The following is a 16,424-nucleotide window of genomic DNA, read 5'->3' as shown; positions in this document are numbered from 1 at the left end:
AACGCTGGGGCGAATGTGGTTATTTTGGAGATACAACATGAACGATTTTACCCTGAATGCTGAAGTGCGTTCCGACCTGGGGAAAGGTGCGAGCCGCCGCCTGCGTCGTCTCGCAAGCCTGGTTCCAGCTGTAGTTTACGGTGGCGACAAAGCCCCTGAATCCATCAGCATGCTGGCCAAAGAAGTTGCCAAACTGCTCGAAAACGAAGCGGCTTACAGCCACATCATCGAGCTGAACGTTGGTGGCACCAAGCAGAACGTCGTGATCAAAGCCCTGCAGCGTCACCCGGCCAAAGGCCACGTGATGCACGCTGACTTCGTACGCGTAGTAGCTGGCCAGAAACTGACCGCTATCGTTCCAGTGCACTTCATCAACGAAGAAGCACCGATCAAGAAAGGCGGCGAAATCTCGCACGTTACTTCGGAAATCGAAGTTTCCTGCCTGCCGAAAGACCTGCCTGAATTCATCGAAGTCGACCTGGCTAACGCCGAAATCGGCGCGATCATTCACCTGTCGGACCTCAAAGCTCCTAAAGGCGTTGAATTCGTTGCTCTGGCACACGGCGATGACAAGGCTGTTGCCAACGTCCACGCTCCACGTGTTGCTCCAGAAGCTGCAGAAGGCGCTGCAGAGTAATTTTACTCTGTACGCCGGAGTGACCGGAAACATCGCGGACTAGAGCATAGCGAGAAAGCGGGCGAGAACGCGGAGTTTACATCATGGTAAATGAGCATTTTTCGTCCACTTTCGCCGCTTTCCCTGATCGCGGCGATGTTATCCACCACTCCAAGGAAGGGCCCCTATCGTGACTGCCATCAAACTGATCGTTGGCCTGGGAAATCCAGGCGCTGAATACGAACAGACCCGGCATAACGCAGGGGCCCTTTTTGTTGAGCGCATCGCGAACGCACAAGGCGTGAACCTTGTGGCGGATCGCAAGTATTTCGGCCTGACCGGTCGCTATTCGCATCAGGGTCAGGATGTTCGTCTGCTGATTCCCACCACGTACATGAACCGTAGCGGCCAGGCCGTAGCGGCACTCGCCGGTTTCTTCCGCATCAAGCCTGAAGAAATCCTCGTGGCGCACGACGAACTCGACCTGCCACCCGGCGTTGCCAAGCTCAAGCAGGGCGGCGGCCATGGCGGTCACAACGGGTTGCGCGACATCATTGCGCAACTGGGCAATCAGAATACCTTTCATCGCCTGCGGCTTGGCATTGGCCACCCGGGCGTTGCCAGTATGGTTTCAAATTTCGTCCTGGGTCGTGCGCCACGCGCCGAACAGGAAAAACTCGATGCCAGCATCGACTTTGCCCTCGGCGTGCTGCCGGATATCCTCGCCGGGGAATGGAACCGCGCGATGAAAAACCTGCACAGCCAGAAGGCCTGACTCTTATCCGAGGGGAAACACCATGGGATTCAATTGCGGCATCGTCGGCCTGCCTAACGTCGGCAAGTCCACCCTGTTCAACGCCCTGACCAAATCCGGGATCGCGGCCGAGAACTTCCCCTTCTGCACCATCGAGCCGAACAGCGGTATCGTGCCGATGCCGGATCCGCGCCTGGATGCCCTGGCGGCCATCGTCAATCCAAAGCGCATCCTGCCGACCACCATGGAATTCGTCGACATCGCGGGCCTGGTTGCCGGCGCGTCGAAAGGTGAAGGCCTGGGTAACAAGTTTTTGGCCAACATCCGTGAAACCGATGCCATCGCCCACGTAGTCCGCTGCTTCGAAGACGAGAACGTGATTCACGTCTCCAACAGCGTCGACCCGAAACGCGACATCGAAATCATCGACCTGGAACTGATCTTCGCCGACCTCGACAGCTGCGAGAAGCAACTGCAGAAAGTCGCGCGCAACGCCAAGGGCGGTGACAAGGACGCAGTGGTCCAGAAAGGCCTGCTGGAGCAACTGATCGCTCACTTCACCGAAGGCAAGCCGGCGCGCAGCCTGATGAAGAACATGGGCACCGACGAGAAGGCGGTGATCAAGGGCTTCCACCTGCTGACCACCAAGCCGGTCATGTACATCGCCAACGTCGCTGAAGACGGCTTCGAGAACAACCCGCACCTGGACGTTGTGCGCGCCATCGCCGAAGAAGAAGGCGCCATGGTTGTACCGGTGTGCAACAAGATCGAAGCGGAAATCGCCGAGCTCGATGACGGCGAAGAGAAAGACATGTTCCTCGAAGCCCTGGGCCTCGAAGAGCCTGGCCTGAACCGCGTGATCCGCGCCGGCTACGAAATGCTGCACCTGCAGACCTACTTCACCGCCGGTGTCGAAGAAGTCCGCGCCTGGACCGTCCGCGTCGGTGCCACCGCACCACAAGCCGCTGGCGTGATCCACACCGATTTCGAAAAAGGCTTCATCCGCGCCGAAGTGATCGCCTACAACGACTTCATCCAGTACAAGGGCGAAGCCGGTACCAAGGAAGCCGGTAAATGGCGCCTGGAAGGCAAGGACTACATCGTTAAAGACGGCGACGTGATGCACTTCCGCTTCAACGTGTAAGCCGCAACCCCCAAGAAAAAGCCGCGTTTGATACGCGGCTTTTTTGTGCCTGACATCTCCGCATCCCGTAGGAGCCGGCTTGCTGGCGATCCGGACGCCGCGGTTAACCAGGCAAACCGCGTAATCGTTCATCGCCAGCAAGCCGGCTCCTACAGGTCACCTGCTACTCACGCCTTCCGGGTACGCGGCAGGAAGATCGCCAACACGCCAAACAACGGCAGGAACGAACACAGGTAGTACACGTATTCGATGCCGTGAATGTCCGCCAGATGCCCGAGCAACGCCGCGCCAATCCCGCCAAAACCAAACATCAAGCCGAAGAACACCCCGGCGATCATCCCGACATTACCCGGCACCAGTTCCTGGGCGTATACCACGATGGCCGAGAACGCCGAGGCGAGGATGAAGCCGATGACCACGCTGAGGATGCTGGTCCAGAACAGGTCGACATGGGGCAGCAACAAGGTGAACGGCGCAACGCCGAGGATCGAGAACCAGATCACCGCCTTACGCCCGATCTTGTCGCCGATCGGTCCGCCGAAGAATGTCCCCGCCGCTACCGCGCCGAGAAACAGGAACAGGTGCAACTGCGAACTGGCCACCGACAGGTCGAACTTCTCGATCAGGTAGAAGGTGAAGTAGCTGGTGAGGCTCGACATGTAGAAATACTTGGAGAACACCAGCAACCCGAGTACCACCAGCGCGCTGGTCACTCGACCCTTCGACAGGCCGTGAGTCGCGGCCTGGCCTTGCTTGAGCTTGAACAGGTTCAAGTGGTTGGCGTACCAGCGGCTGATCCGATAGAGCACGAACAGCGCAAACACCGCGAACAGGCCGAACCACGCCACATGCCCCTGTCCGTAGGGAATGATGATCGCCGCCGCCAGCAACGGGCCGAACGCCGAGCCTGCGTTGCCGCCGACCTGGAAGGTCGACTGCGCCAGCCCGAAGCGCCCGCCCGAAGCCAGGCGCGCCACGCGGGATGCTTCCGGGTGGAAGGTCGAAGAGCCGATGCCGATCAGGCCCGCCGCCAGCAGAATCAACGGGAAGCTGGCGACCACCGACATCATCAAAATCCCGATCAAGGTGCAGACCGTACCCGCCGGCAAGAGCCACGGTTTTGGATGGCGGTCGGTGTAGTAACCCACCCACGGCTGCAATAGCGAGGCCGTCAACTGGAACGTCAGGGTGATCAGGCCGACCTGGGTGAAGGTCAGGCCATAGTTGGCCTTGAGCATCGGGTAGATCGACGGCAGCACCGACTGGATCAGGTCGTTGATCAAATGCGCCAGCGCCACCGCGCCAATGATGCGCATCACCAGGGGGCTGCTTTGGGGCGTTGCGGATGCCGGCACTGAGCCGGTCTGGGCGTTGCTGATAGCCATGGGGTTTTCCGTACAACAGATGGGTGCAAACGGGCAGGTGCGCCAATGTGCCATTTTTCAGTGCAGCAACGCCATCCCCTTAGCCTGCTAACGACCTCCATCTTCATCGCCACAACCTTGATGGCGCAACGCCATGGTCTGAATCTTGCCTTCCTTGTCGGCTTGAACGCGGCTTCCTTACAAAGGAGGCCGACAATGGGAAGTTTTGCCACAGAGTCGGCCTACAGAGCGGACAAGGGTGAACTTTCGAGGCCTTTTTAGAGGGCACGGGTCGGCGGTGCAACAACCTCCGACGCACGCCAATAGTGCGTGGTGTCCAGAGGAGTCATGGGGCATGCAGGCTTTTTTATCACCGGGGATCGGGCTGCTGGGGCGTTTTGGTTTTGCACGCAAATTCCAGTTGTTGTTTCTGCTGTTTATCCTGCCGCTGGCCGGCAGCCTGTGGATGATCGGCCAGGATTATCGCGACAAACTCAACCTGATCTCCGGCGAACGCGCCGGGGTGCGGCAACTGCTGGCGCTTGATGTGCTGGATGACCTGCTCGCCGCCCAGCGTGATCGCGCCGCCCGCTGGCGTGCCACGGAAACCAATCGCCAGCCAACGCCGGCCACCCTCGCCGCGATGGCCGCCTTCGATACGGTGCAGCCAGCCGTCAGCCAGGCCACTGCCGAGCTGGGCAATGCCCTGCAAAAAGAAGGTGCAGAAGGTCAGACGCTGACCCGCTACCAGTCCCTGCAAACCGCCCTCGATGGCCTTGACTCAAAAAGCCTGAGCAGTGTTGGCTGGTGGCCGGATGGCTACGATCGCTTCACCAACGCCTTGAGCGCCCTGCAAGCCTTGCGCGAGCAGATCGCCATGGACAATCGCCTGACGCTGGCGCCGTGGCTTGAGACTTATTTGCTGACGCAGATTTCCACCCAGCATGCGCCCGACCTGATCGAGCGGGTCGGTCGACTGGCGGCGGTAGGCCAGGCATCGGTTGTGTCCGGGCAATTCACCCTGCAAAGCCGCCTGCAACTGCGCGACCTGCGCAGCCGCATTGGCGACGCACGGGAGCAGTTGGTTAAAACCGCGAGCCTGCTCGAAGCACGTTTGCCCAGCGCCCTGCAAACCTGGGCCGGGCAATACCATGACAGCCTCAAGCGCCTCGATGCAGGCCTGAAAGTCCTTGATGACGGTGTATTCGGCGGCAGCATCAACCTCAAGCCGGATGACTTCGAACGCAGTCTCGATGCCCTGCTCACTGAACTCGCCTCGTTGCGCCAGCAGTCGCTGGTGTCGCTGGATCAACGCCTGGATTACTACCACGGCTCGGCGATCCGCCAGTTCATTGTGGCGGCCACCGTGTTGGGTTGCCTGTTACTGGCCGCGCTGTATCTGTTCATCTGCTTGCAGGCTTCGATCCGTCGCAGCGCCAGCGGCATCACAGTACTGGCCGAGGCCTTGCGCGACGGCAATCTGAGCCTGCAAGTGCCGGTTCAAGGCCGGGACGAACTGGCAGTCATCAGCACCGCGCTGAACGTCGCCGTGGTGCAACTGCGCACCAGCCTGCAAGGGGTCGACCACGAAACCCTGCAATTGAGCCACGCAGTGCAAGCCCTCAACCATCATTCCAGCGACGCCCTGGGTGAAGTCGAAGCCCAGCAGTTGCAGATCAGCCAGATTGCCGCGGCGGCGACGCAACTGGCCGCCACCTCACAAGGGGTGGCCCACAGTTGCGAACAGGCCTCTGGCAGCGCCCAGCACACCCGGCGCATTGCCGCCGACAGCAGCCGTGACAGCCAACGCACCACCGCGAGTATCCAGCAACTCAATCAACGCCTGAACGAGACCGCTGCGGCGCTGGGCCGGGTCAGCGAGCAGGGACAGCAGATTCAGCTGGTGGTCGACACCATTCGCGGCGTCGCCGAGCAGACCAACCTGTTGGCCCTCAACGCCGCCATCGAGGCGGCGCGGGCGGGCGAGCAAGGGCGTGGCTTCGCGGTGGTGGCCGATGAAGTACGCAGCCTGTCACAACGCACGCAATCGTCGACCGCACAGATAGCCGGTACGGTCGACAGCCTGCGTCACACCGTGAACGAGGCCGTCAACCTGATGCAAGCCGCGTGCTCTCAGGCAGAGAATGATGCACAAACGGTCACCGACCTCGGTGAACGACTCGGGGAAATCGCCAGTGCCGTGCAGAGCGTCACCGATACCCTGGCGCAGATCGCCACGGCGGTTGAAGAACAGGCCAGTACCGCCGACGAGGTCAGCGGCAATATCCAGCAGGTCGATCAAGCGGCGGTGCGTTTGCTCGAAGGGGCGCGCGCGGTGAATCAGGCAGCGGACACCTTGAGCCACGGCAGCAAGGCCCTCAGCGACAACACTGGACGCTTCCGTTTGAGTTGAACCTGCCAGGACTTCTCAGGCGCGGATCACCGCCTCCGGGAAGTCCTGCTCCAGCTCGGTCTTGAGCCAGTCGATAAACCACGCCACGTCCGCCGAGAGCTCGGCGGACGGCGTCAGCACCCGATAGCTTTCCAGCTTCACCTGCGCGTCCACCACCCGCACCAGCTTGCCGCTATGGAGTTCTTCGCGCACCAGCACTTCGTTGGCCAGTGCGATGCCCTGCCCGCTCTCGGCCACCGACAATGCATGGTCATTGTTGACGTAGAGCATGTCCGAATTGAGGTGGATGTCGAGGTCGTTGGCGGCGAACCACAGGTTCCACCATTCGCCGTCATCGACGTGGATCAGGTTGTGCTTCACCAGGTCCGCCGGGCTGTCGATGGGCGCGACACTGGCCAGGTAGTCGGGGGAGCAGATCGGAAACACCCGAGGGCAAATCAGGCTGGTGCGCGAGTGGGCATATTGGCCATCCACCCCGTAGACGATGCCGAGGTCAGCGCTTTTACCGTCGACTTCGGTGAAGGTGGAGTTGGGTTCGATGGCGAATTTCAAACCCGGGCGCAGATGGCGCATGGCCTCGATGCGCGGCATCAGCCAGCGCTTGGCGAACCCCGGCACCACCATGATGCGCAACCAGCGCTCGGCGTGTTTGGGCTGCGCCTCTTTTCCGGCCTCGATGATCAGTTGCAAGGCGGCGCTGATCTTGCGGTGGTACTTCTCCCCCGCCAGCGTCAGGTTGACCCCGCGAGAGGTGCGCTCGAACAGTTGGATGCCCAGCCAGTCTTCCAGCAACTTCACATGACGGCCGATGGCCGGCTGGGTCACGTGCAGGGCTTTGGAGGCTTCGACATAGCTGCCCAACCGGGCTGCGGCATCAAAGGCACGCACCGCGTTGAGCGGCGGCAAACGGTGGTCGGGCATGAGTTCCGGGCGCCTTTTGCTGTTAAATTTTTTAACAACCCCTATGTTAAAATTGAAGTTTCGCCCCCGCAACCCCTCGCTGATAATCGATCCACAGCAGAACAAAAAAACAGCTGGTTACAACACCCGAACGCAATCTCGATCCTGCCCAGAAAAATAATATCCATGGCCCGACGACACAGCTGTTTTCAGCCCGTGCGCAGGCGATGGGGGAATCGGAGGTAACGCATGAATGCCCTGCATTCGCTGCAAACGCTGGCGGTGTCCATCCGCTCAGTGCGCAAGGTCTACGGTGATCCAAAGACTGGCCCGGTGGCGCTGAAAAGCATCGACCTGGACATTCGTGACAACGAGTTCTTCACCCTTCTCGGCCCTTCGGGCTGTGGCAAAACCACGCTCCTGCGGATGATCGCCGGGTTCGAATTCCCTACCGAAGGCGAAATTCTGCTCTACGGCGAAAACATCGCCGACCGCCCGCCCTTCCAGCGCCCGGTCAACACGGTGTTCCAGCATTACGCACTGTTCCCGCACATGACCATCGCCGAGAACCTGGCCTTCGGTCTTGAGTCCCACCCGATGGGCAAAGTCCTGAACAAAACGCAGATGGCCGAACGGGTGCGCGAGATGCTCGCCCTGGTGCAGATGGAGCGTTTCGCCAATCGCAAGCCGGCGCAACTGTCCGGCGGTCAGCAACAGCGCGTCGCCCTCGCTCGCGCACTGGCGCCGCACCCCAAAGTCTTGCTGCTCGACGAACCGCTTTCGGCGCTGGACCTCAAGCTGCGCCAGGCCATGCGCGAAGAGCTGAAAACCATTCAGGCGCGCACCGGCATCACCTTCATCTTTGTCACCCACGACCAGGAAGAAGCGCTGACCATGTCCGATCGCATCGCCGTGTTGTCCGAAGGCGAAGTGCAGCAGGTCGGCCGCCCGGAAGACATCTACGAGCGCCCGCGCAATCGCTTTGTCGCGGACTTCATCGGCGAAACCAACTTCATCGAAGGCACGGTCACCCGCGTCGAAGACGGCCTGGCCTGGTTCGCCGGCCCAGCGGGACATCCGCTGCCTGCGCAGCCGTGCAGCGATGTGCGGGTCGGTGCCAGCGTTGCGTTGTCGGTGCGCCCCGAGCGTTTGCATCTGGTGCCAGCCACCACTGAAAACGCTCTGCCGTGCCGCATCGAAGCGCAGATCTACCTCGGCACCGACCTGCAATACCAGGTCAGCCTGAGCGACGGTTCACGCCTCACCGTGCGCACCCCCAACTGCGTCGACCAGAGCAAGCGTTTCGCCGTCGGCAGCCAGGCCGGTCTGCTGTTCGACCAGGGCAGCGCCAGCGTCCTGCACGATTGAGCACGAGGAATTGCCATGCACGCTTTACCGATTGCCAACACGCTGGAACGTCGGCGGGCCTTCCAGAGCTTTCTCGGAGTCAGCCCGGCGCTGATCGCCATCGGTCTGTTCCTGATCGTGCCGATCCTGATCGTCATCGGCTACTCGCTGATGGAAGCCAACCCCTACGGCGGGGTGAACAAGGTCTTCAGCACTGACGCCTACACCTCGCTGCTGTTCGAGCGGCAACTGGACGACAGCCTGGCCTTCGCCGACTCCTACCTGATCATTGCCCTGCGCTCGATCGGCATCGCCGGGTTGACCACGCTCATCACCCTGCTGATCGGCTTTCCGGTGGCGGTGTGGCTGGCGATGCAACCGGCCCATCGTCGCGGCTTGCTGATTTTCCTGATCACCGTGCCGTTCTGGGCCAACCTGTTGATCCGCACCTATGCGTGGATTCTGCTGCTGCGCAACACCGGGGTGATCAACAACAGCCTCATGGGCCTCGGGGTCATCGACCAGCCGCTGCAACTGCTCTACACCGACGGCGCGGTGCTGCTGGGGCTGGTCTACACCTACGCGCCCTTCGTCGTGCTGCCGATCTACGCCACCCTGGAAAAAATGGATACCCGCCTGCTCGAGGCCGCTCAAGACCTGTACGCCGGGCGTGTGCGCACCTTGCGCAAGGTGGTATTGCCGATCGCCAAGCCGGGAATTCTTGCCGGCGCCATCCTCACTTTCGTGCCTTGCCTGGGCGCAATGATCGCTCCGGAACTGCTCGGCGGCGGCACGCGGATGATGCTCGGCAACCTGATCTTCCGGCAATTCAGCGATGCGCGTAACTGGCCATTCGGCGCGGCCCTGTCGTTGGTGCTGATGGCTGCAGTGATGTTGGTACTGACGGTTTATGCCTTGCGTGCCGAACGCCAGCGCATCGCCAAAGGAGGTGCGTGATGATCAGCCTGTTCAAACGCAACACGCTGGGCGTGCAGGATTTCCCCGGCTTCGGCGGCTTCAGTTTCCTGTTCTACCTGTACCTCTACGCGCCCATCGTGGTGCTGGTGGTGTTCTCGTTCAACGCCAACCAGTCGGCCACGGTGTGGACCGGTTTCAGCCTCGACTGGTATCGCGCGGCCTTCGCCAACCAGGCGTTGCGTCAGGCGGCCGGCAATAGCCTGTTGATCGCGGTATGCGCCAGCATGGTCGCCACGGCCATCGCCACCCTCGCCGCCCTCGGCACTTCACGGGGTGCGAAGTTCAAGGGCCTGCAATTGTCCATGGGCGCGATCATGTTGCCCCTGGTGCTGCCGGAAATCGTGGTCGGCGTCGCCACCCTCGCGCTGTTCTCCACCATCGGCCTGTCCCTGGGCTACGGCAACCTGATCATCGCCCATACGGTGTTCTGTATTCCGTTTGCCTTTCTGCCGATACGGGCACGCCTGAACGACATGGACCTGTCCCTGGAACAAGCCTCGGCCGACCTCTATGCCGGCCCGTGGCGGACCTTCCGCAAGGTCACCCTGCCGCTGCTGATGCCGGGGATTTTCTCCGGGCTGATGCTGGCCTTCATCGTGTCGCTGGATAACTTCGTGATCTCGATGATGGTCTCCCAGGCCGGCACCACCACCTTGCCGATCTTCATCTTCGGCCTGTTGCGCATGGGCGTGACACCCGACGTCAACGCCGTCTCGACCCTGATCCTGGGCGTCTCGGTGCTGTTCGTGACCCTTTCCTGGCTGCTGGGCAAAAAGAAATCCTGAACCTTCTACGTACTGTGGGGAAATAGCATGAGCAAGTGGATTAAAAGCATCGGCGCATCGTTGTTCCTGACTTTGCCGCTGACCATGGCCGGCAGCGTTCAGGCCGCGGAAAAACTCAACGTGGTGAGCTGGAGCGGCTACTTTTCGCCGGAAATTCTTGCCAAGTTCCAGAAGCAGACCGGCATTGAAGTCACCGTCGACTCCTACGACTCCAACGAAACCCTGCTGGCCAAATTGAAACAGGGCGGTGCCGGTTATGACGTGGCGATTCCGTCGCACCAGTTCGTGCCGATCCTGATCAAGGAAAAGCTGCTGGAGCGTTTCGACCCGGTCAACGAGCCCTACTACGCCAGCGTCGTCGACAACCTGAAAAAACCCACCTGGGACCCGGAAGGCGCCTACTCCGTGCCGTTCATCTGGGGCACCACCAGCGTGGTGCTCAACACCGAGCGCTACAAGGGCCCTGCCGACAGCCTCAAGGTGCTTTACGAGCCGCCGGCCGAGCTGCAAGGGCGGATCAACATGTTCGACTCCGTCAGTGACGTGGTGGACATGGCCAGCCTGTACCTGAACATCCCGCTGTGCAGCGAAGACCCGAAGCAGATGCAGCAGATCCTGACCCTGCTCAAGGCACAGAAACCTTTCGTCAAGACCTACAGTTCCAAGGCGGGCTCGATTCGCGAAAACCTCGCCTCGGGTGAAATCGACATGTCGACCTTCTGGGGCGGTTCGTCGATGCGCGCCCGCGAGATGAAACCGAGCCTGAAATACCTGTACCCGAAAGAAGGTGTGCTGGCCTGGGTCGACAACATGGTCATCCCGACCGGCAGCAAGAACCCGGCGAACGCCAAGGCCTTCATCGCGTTCCTCAGCCAGCCTGAAAACGCGGCGATGACCCAGAACTTCCTCAAGCACCAGAGCCCGATCAAAGGTGTGGAACCGTTCCTCGACGCAGGCCTGAAAGATGCGCCGGAACTGCACATTCCCGAAGGCACACAAGTGGTGTTCAGCAAGACCTGTGGCGAAGGCGCGATCCGCCTGGCCGACCGTCTCTGGACCAACCTGATGCGTTGATCTCTACCGCCCCGACGCATTGGCGGGGCGTTTTTCCAGCCGTCTGAAAGGCCGCTTGCAATGAACTCGAACAACATCAGCGAACTGGTCCTGCTGCAGGCCCACGAGCTCGCCGAACGCATCCGCCTGCGCCAGGTTTCCTGCCGGGAAGTGATGCAGACTTATCTTGCCCACATCGAACGCTTCAACCCGCAGGTCAATGCGCTGGTGAGCCTGCAGGCACCGGAAGACCTGCTGGCCCAGGCGGATGTCCGCGACGCCGAACTGGCGAAAGGCCAATACCGTGGCTGGATGCACGGCCTGCCCCACGCCATCAAGGACTTGTCCCTGACCCATGGCATCCGCACCACCCTGGGTTCGCCGCTGTACAAGGACTTCATCCCCGAGCGCGACGGCATCATGGTCGAGCGGATCAAAGCGGCGGGCGCGATCATCATCGGCAAGAGCAACACCCCGGAATTCGGCCTCGGCTCGCAAAGCTATAACCCGATCTTCGGAGCGACCGGTTGCGCCTACGACCCGAGCAAGACCGCTGGCGGCAGTAGCGGCGGCGCGGCGGCGGCGCTGGCCATGCACCTGGTGCCGGTGGCCGACGGCAGCGACATGATGGGCTCGCTGCGCAACCCGGCGGCGTTCAACAACATCTTCGGTTTCCGTCCGTCCCAGGGCCGCGTGCCCTTCGATGACAGTGCCGACCTGTTCATCGACCAACTCGGCTACGAAGGCCCCATGGCGCGCAGCGTGCGCGATGCGGCGTTGCTGCTGTCGGTGCAGGCCGGGGCCGATGCGCGGGCGCCACTGTCGATTGCCGAATCCGGAAGTGCCTTTGCGGCGCCGTTGGATCGCGGCTTCAAAGGCACGCGTCTGGGCTGGCTCGGCGACTTCAACGGCTACCTGCCGATGGAAAAAGGCATCCTCTCGCTGTGCGAAAAAGCCTTTGCTGATTTCGAAAGCCTGGGTTGCCACGTCGAGCACGTTCAGTCCGAATTCGCGCCAGAGAAGCTGTGGAGCAGTTGGCGAACCTTGCGTCACTGGATGGTCGCCGGCTCGTTAGGCGCAACTTATGCCGACCCGCAAAAACGCGCCTTGTTGAAACCGGAAGCCTGCTGGGAAGTGGAAAACGGCCTGAAACTCTCGGCCACTGATGTGTTTGCCGCGTCGGTGACGCGCAGCGACTGGTATCGGGCGATCTGCCGAATGTTCGAAAAGTACGATTACCTGCTATTGCCCAGCGCCCAGGTATTTCCGTTCGACAAGACCCAAGCGTGGCCCGCGTCTATTGAAGGCGTGAGCATGGACACCTATCACCGCTGGATGGAAGTGGTCATTCCCGGCACCTTGTCCGGCTGCCCGGTGGCTAACGTACAGGTCGGCTTCAACGCCAGCGGCCTGCCCATGGGCCTGCAAATCATCGGCAGACACCAGGCCGACTTCGCTGTCCTGCAATTGGCGCACGCCTATGAACAGGCCAGTCGCTGGTTCCAGCGCTGCCCTTCCCCCCTGCTCAGAGGATAGATTTTGATAAACGGTTGAAAGCGCAGAGAAATATTTTAGATTTATGCTTGACGCATCCCCGTTACCGGTGAATAATGCGCGCCACTTGGCTACATAGCTCAGTTGGTTAGAGCATAGCATTCATAATGCTGGGGTCCGGGGTTCAAGTCCCTGTGTAGCCACCAAGTACTAAAAACGGCTTACCGCAAGGTAGGCCGTTTTTTTATGCCTCGAAAAAATGCGCTGCGGTGACGGGAAAATCCTGCACCGCATGCACGCCTCGATCAGAGGCGAACCATCGGCAATGCCGACAACGCTTTCTCCCAGATCTGCCACGTGCGCAACCAGACCATCGCCTGCCAATCGCTATCCGCCGGATAGAACTGCTCCAGCAGACTGAGCTTGATCCCGCGCCCTGTCGCGTCATTCGGATTGCCGTGCAGATGCAGCCAGTGGTCATCACGCAGATGCCGGTGAACGTCCGGCCCGGGATAGGTCCCGCACTCGATGACGAAAGGCATCAGCCGAACCTGTGGCAGCGCATTGATCAACGCCTGCGAGGTGTAGCCGGTGGCCGTCGCCGCCACACCGGTTTCGCTGACAGTGTCGGCGCCGGTTTGCAGGCTGTAGAGCCACGGGCCATAGATCGCCTGCGCATCGGGCAGCGCCGGATAGGCGGACTCGGTGATGGTCAACAGCATCGGATGACCGTACTCGCCCGCCCCCGTGTGCAAGTCGAAACACATGCCGACCTCGGCATGGGCCATGTGCTTTTGCATGATTTGGTGCAGCGTGCGGTTCGACCAGCTCGGCGCCAGCCCGCCGAAAAACAGGCCATCGGGATGCGCATGCTGACCACCCTCGACGATCGACATTACTGCCGGCCAGCCATGCAGGCGAATCTGCTCCTCGAGCAAGGCATCGGCACGCTCACGCTCAGGGCCATGCAACTGCGGGCAGGCATAGATTTCATGCAGGGCGTTGTAGGCCTGGTTATCCGGTAGCGGGCGCTGGAAATCCAGGTGATTGCGGTTGAGGTCGATGTTGTCTTCGTTTACCCGGCGCAACCACGCCATGCCCCAGGGGTTGATGGCGTGGATCATGACCACGGCGACATCCGCTGGCAGGGTACGCTTGCCCAACTCTTGCAACCATTTGAACTGGCAGCCCGAGCCATAGAAGCCTTCGACCCCGTGGGTGCCGCTCAACGCGATCAGCAGCCGCTTGGCGCCCGGATCGCCCAGCACCGCCACATCGGTGCTCAGCTGTTCGCCGAACGGGCCTTTGAGCGGGTGTGGATACTCCGTCAGCGTTGCGCCTGCAGTGGTCGCGGCGGCCAGGAATTGTTCACGCTGGGTGCGATAGCTGGGCTGGGTTGGAAACTCGGTTTGCATGTCTGCCTCTTGTTGATCTTCTGGCCTGCCTGTTGGCAACGACCCTACAGAAAATTCCGCGATTGATGAAGGACAAAAACGTCAATGCCGTGGGACCCGGTTTGCGTCCCTCCCGGTCGGCCGATAAAGTCCACTGATCCCAGATCCAACGGACGGAGTGCCCCACGTGTTCTCAACCCTCCCCTTGCGCCGCTATCGCCTGCCAGCCCTGCTTCTGCTCGCCAGTGCCTTGAGCCTGGCCGCCTGCAACAACGCTACGGTGCCGACGCTACCGCTCGCACCGGAAAGCGCTTCCGGGTTCCGAACCGACCTGCGCACCCAGCACGCCGAAAAATACATGGCAGCAGCGGCCAACCCGCTGGCGGCCGAAGCCGGGCGGGAGATGCTGCGCCGGGGCGGTTCGGCCATCGATGCGGCAATTGCGATGCAAGCGGTGTTGACGCTGGTCGAGCCACAGTCTTCGGGCATTGGTGGCGGCGCGTTGATCGTGCTCTGGGATGGCAAGGCCGTGCGCACCTACGACGGCCGTGAAACCGCCCCGGCCGGCGCTACCGAGAAGCTGTTCCTGCAAGCCGACGGGCAACCGATGGGCTTCAAGGAGGCGCAGATCGGTGGTCGCTCGGTGGGCACTCCCGGTGTGCTGCGCGCTTTGGAACTGGCCCATCAAAAACACGGACGCCTGCCCTGGGCGCAGCTGTTTGAACCGGCCATTCAGCTCGCCGAACAAGGCTTCGCCATTTCGCCGCGTCTGCACCAGTTGATCGCCGCGGATTCATCCATGCCGCGCTCGCCGGAAATGATGGCTTACTTCCGTAATGCCGATGGCAGCCCGAAGGCCGTCGGCACAAACCTGAAGAACCCGGCATTGGCCGCCGTGTTCAAACGCATCGCCCACGAAGGCCCGGATGCGTTGTACAAAGGCCCGGTCGCCGAGGAAATCGCGGCCAAGGTGCAGGGTCACGCCAACCCCGGCAGTTTGTCCGTGAGCGACCTCGCCCACTACCAGGCCAAGGAACGTGCGCCCCTATGTACCGACTACAAGCGCTGGCAAGCCTGCGGCATGCCGCCACCGTCGTCGGGCGGGATCGCCGTCGCACAGATCCTCGGCACACTGCAAGCCCTGGAGGCTCGCGACAAGCGCCTGGCGCTCGCACCGCTTAAGCCGGTCAAGACCAACGCCCCCGCCGGCATCGAACCCGATCCGCAAGCCGTGCACCTGATCTCAGAAGCCGAACGCCTGGCCTACGCCGACCGCGCACAGTACGTCGCCGACACCGACTTCGTAACCGTGCCGGTCAAGGGCCTGGTCGACCCGACCTACCTCGCCAGCCGCGCCGCCCTGATCGGCGAGCGCAGCATGGGCACGGCCAAACCCGGCACTCCACCAGGCATCCAGGTGGCCTACGCGCCTGACCGTTCGCCGTTGCGGATTTCCACCTCGCAAGTGGTGGCCGTCGATGACGCAGGCGGCGCCGTGTCGATGACCACCACCATCGAGTCGGCGTTCGGCTCGCACATCATGGTTCAGGGCTTCATGCTCAACAACGAGATGACCGACTTCTCGTTCATCCCCGAAGAGAACGGGCAGAAAGTCGCCAACCGCGTCGAACCCGGCAAACGCCCGCGTTCCTCCATGGCCCCTACCCTGATCTTCGACCGCCAGAGCGGTGAATTCCTCGCGACTGTCGGCTCCCCCGGCGGCTCGCAAATCATCGAATACGTGGCCAAGTCCGCCATCGGCCTGCTCGACTGGAACCTCGATGCCCAGGCGGCCATCAACCTGCCCAACTTCGGCAGCCGCAATGGCCCCACCGAACTGGAACAGGGCCAGTTCAGCCCCGCGCTGATTCAGGCGCTGAAGGACAAAGGGCACAGCGTGAGCGAGATCGACATGACCAGCGGCACCCAGGCGATCGTTCGGGTGAAGGACGCGCAAGGCAAAGCGTCGCTGACAGGTGGGGCCGATCCACGGCGTGAAGGGCAAGCGCTGGGGGATTGAGTCGTACGCGGGGATGAAAAATGGCTTACCGGTAGGTAGGCCTTTTTTATAGATAAAGAGTCCAGGACGCCTCTCTCCCGCTGCTTTTTCCTACCCACAAACAATTGCGTCCTGGTTAGAGTCTCCGCGCCTCCACAGACTTGCATCAGTCCCACCATGGGA

The 16,424-nt window shown here is 61.4% G+C and carries 13 protein-coding genes and 1 tRNA gene; 11 read left to right on the top strand and 3 right to left on the bottom strand.

Annotated features, from left to right (window positions below; translation table 11 throughout):
* The first annotated feature begins 37 nt into the window (after positions 1 to 37).
* From KGA88_RS01340 to ychF, 3 genes are all read left to right on the top strand, one after another.
* The gene (locus tag KGA88_RS01340; protein ID WP_110662322.1) at positions 38 to 637 is read left to right on the top strand and encodes a 50S ribosomal protein L25/general stress protein Ctc; all 600 of its coding nucleotides are present in this window, start codon (positions 38 to 40) and stop codon (positions 635 to 637) included.
* Between the two features lie 169 nt (positions 638 to 806).
* Positions 807 to 1,391, top strand: a complete 585-nt coding sequence (pth, locus tag KGA88_RS01335; RefSeq protein WP_046030136.1) for an aminoacyl-tRNA hydrolase — start codon at positions 807 to 809, stop codon at positions 1,389 to 1,391.
* 22 nt (positions 1,392 to 1,413) lie between these two features.
* Positions 1,414 to 2,514: a redox-regulated ATPase YchF gene (gene ychF / locus KGA88_RS01330; RefSeq protein ID WP_056726278.1), complete on the top strand. Its 1,101-nt coding sequence runs from the start codon at positions 1,414 to 1,416 to the stop codon at positions 2,512 to 2,514.
* Positions 2,515 to 2,681: 167 nt separating this feature from the next.
* Here the strand turns inward: ychF and KGA88_RS01325 are convergent, their stop codons facing one another.
* Positions 2,682 to 3,899: an MFS transporter gene (locus KGA88_RS01325; RefSeq protein ID WP_223588371.1), complete on the bottom strand. Its 1,218-nt coding sequence runs from the start codon at positions 3,897 to 3,899 to the stop codon at positions 2,682 to 2,684.
* A gap of 334 nt (positions 3,900 to 4,233) precedes the next feature.
* Between KGA88_RS01325 and KGA88_RS01320 the strand changes: the two genes are divergently transcribed.
* On the top strand, positions 4,234 to 6,291 hold the full coding sequence (locus KGA88_RS01320) for a methyl-accepting chemotaxis protein (protein ID WP_223588366.1): 2,058 nt from the start codon (positions 4,234 to 4,236) through the stop codon (positions 6,289 to 6,291).
* Between the two features lie 15 nt (positions 6,292 to 6,306).
* On the opposite strand, the gene KGA88_RS01315 is transcribed toward KGA88_RS01320, so the two are convergent.
* The gene (locus tag KGA88_RS01315; RefSeq protein ID WP_110661198.1) at positions 6,307 to 7,212 is read right to left on the bottom strand and encodes a LysR substrate-binding domain-containing protein; all 906 of its coding nucleotides are present in this window, start codon (positions 7,210 to 7,212) and stop codon (positions 6,307 to 6,309) included.
* Between the two features lie 228 nt (positions 7,213 to 7,440).
* Between KGA88_RS01315 and KGA88_RS01310 the strand changes: the two genes are divergently transcribed.
* The 6 genes from KGA88_RS01310 to KGA88_RS01285 all read left to right on the top strand — a co-directional run bounded on the left by KGA88_RS01310 (position 7,441) and on the right by KGA88_RS01285 (position 13,054).
* Entirely contained in the window at positions 7,441 to 8,559 is a 1,119-nt protein-coding gene (locus KGA88_RS01310; protein ID WP_110661199.1) for an ABC transporter ATP-binding protein, read from the top strand.
* Positions 8,560 to 8,574: 15 nt separating this feature from the next.
* Complete coding sequence (locus tag KGA88_RS01305) at positions 8,575 to 9,495, top strand: ABC transporter permease (RefSeq protein ID WP_223588362.1); 921 nt, start codon at positions 8,575 to 8,577, stop codon at positions 9,493 to 9,495.
* The gene (locus tag KGA88_RS01300; RefSeq protein WP_110661201.1) at positions 9,495 to 10,301 is read left to right on the top strand and encodes an ABC transporter permease; all 807 of its coding nucleotides are present in this window, start codon (positions 9,495 to 9,497) and stop codon (positions 10,299 to 10,301) included. Before KGA88_RS01305 ends, KGA88_RS01300 begins: the two co-directional genes overlap by 1 nt.
* Before the next feature lie 27 nt (positions 10,302 to 10,328).
* On the top strand, positions 10,329 to 11,375 hold the full coding sequence (locus KGA88_RS01295; RefSeq protein WP_110661202.1) for an extracellular solute-binding protein: 1,047 nt from the start codon (positions 10,329 to 10,331) through the stop codon (positions 11,373 to 11,375).
* Between the two features lie 60 nt (positions 11,376 to 11,435).
* Positions 11,436 to 12,890 carry an amidase gene (locus tag KGA88_RS01290; RefSeq protein ID WP_223588360.1) on the top strand — a complete coding sequence of 485 codons (1,455 nt, stop codon included), beginning with the start codon at positions 11,436 to 11,438 and terminating at the stop codon, positions 12,888 to 12,890.
* An 87-nt stretch (positions 12,891 to 12,977) separates the two neighbouring features.
* A tRNA-Met gene (locus KGA88_RS01285) sits at positions 12,978 to 13,054 on the top strand.
* Positions 13,055 to 13,153: 99 nt separating this feature from the next.
* Here KGA88_RS01285 and KGA88_RS01280 read toward each other — a convergent pair.
* Positions 13,154 to 14,263, bottom strand: a complete 1,110-nt coding sequence (locus KGA88_RS01280) for a DUF2817 domain-containing protein (RefSeq protein WP_223588357.1) — start codon at positions 14,261 to 14,263, stop codon at positions 13,154 to 13,156.
* Between the two features lie 166 nt (positions 14,264 to 14,429).
* On the opposite strand from KGA88_RS01280, the gene ggt reads away from it, so the two are divergent.
* Positions 14,430 to 16,262 carry a gamma-glutamyltransferase gene (gene ggt / locus KGA88_RS01275; protein WP_223588355.1) on the top strand — a complete coding sequence of 611 codons (1,833 nt, stop codon included), beginning with the start codon at positions 14,430 to 14,432 and terminating at the stop codon, positions 16,260 to 16,262.
* Positions 16,263 to 16,424: the final 162 nt, after the last annotated feature.

The organism is Pseudomonas sp. A-R-19, from assembly GCF_019956575.1.
GTDB lineage: Bacteria > Pseudomonadota > Gammaproteobacteria > Pseudomonadales > Pseudomonadaceae > Aquipseudomonas.
The sequence above is the reverse complement of the archived record's forward strand: the minus strand, read 5'-3'. Positions and strand labels throughout refer to the sequence as shown.

What these genes read in the sequence shown, in the direction of transcription:
- KGA88_RS01340 (WP_110662322.1), top strand. Translation starts at nt 38, where the DNA reads ATGAACGATTTTACCCTGAATGCTGAAGTGCGTTCCGACCTGGGGAAA.
- ychF (WP_056726278.1), top strand. Translation starts at nt 1,414, where the DNA reads ATGGGATTCAATTGCGGCATCGTCGGCCTGCCTAACGTCGGCAAGTCC.
- KGA88_RS01325 (WP_223588371.1), bottom strand. Translation starts at nt 3,899, where the DNA reads ATGGCTATCAGCAACGCCCAGACCGGCTCAGTGCCGGCATCCGCAACG.
- KGA88_RS01320 (WP_223588366.1), top strand. Translation starts at nt 4,234, where the DNA reads ATGCAGGCTTTTTTATCACCGGGGATCGGGCTGCTGGGGCGTTTTGGT.
- KGA88_RS01315 (WP_110661198.1), bottom strand. Translation starts at nt 7,212, where the DNA reads ATGCCCGACCACCGTTTGCCGCCGCTCAACGCGGTGCGTGCCTTTGAT.
- KGA88_RS01310 (WP_110661199.1), top strand. Translation starts at nt 7,441, where the DNA reads ATGAATGCCCTGCATTCGCTGCAAACGCTGGCGGTGTCCATCCGCTCA.
- KGA88_RS01305 (WP_223588362.1), top strand. Translation starts at nt 8,575, where the DNA reads ATGCACGCTTTACCGATTGCCAACACGCTGGAACGTCGGCGGGCCTTC.
- KGA88_RS01300 (WP_110661201.1), top strand. Translation starts at nt 9,495, where the DNA reads ATGATCAGCCTGTTCAAACGCAACACGCTGGGCGTGCAGGATTTCCCC.
- KGA88_RS01295 (WP_110661202.1), top strand. Translation starts at nt 10,329, where the DNA reads ATGAGCAAGTGGATTAAAAGCATCGGCGCATCGTTGTTCCTGACTTTG.
- KGA88_RS01290 (WP_223588360.1), top strand. Translation starts at nt 11,436, where the DNA reads ATGAACTCGAACAACATCAGCGAACTGGTCCTGCTGCAGGCCCACGAG.
- KGA88_RS01280 (WP_223588357.1), bottom strand. Translation starts at nt 14,263, where the DNA reads ATGCAAACCGAGTTTCCAACCCAGCCCAGCTATCGCACCCAGCGTGAA.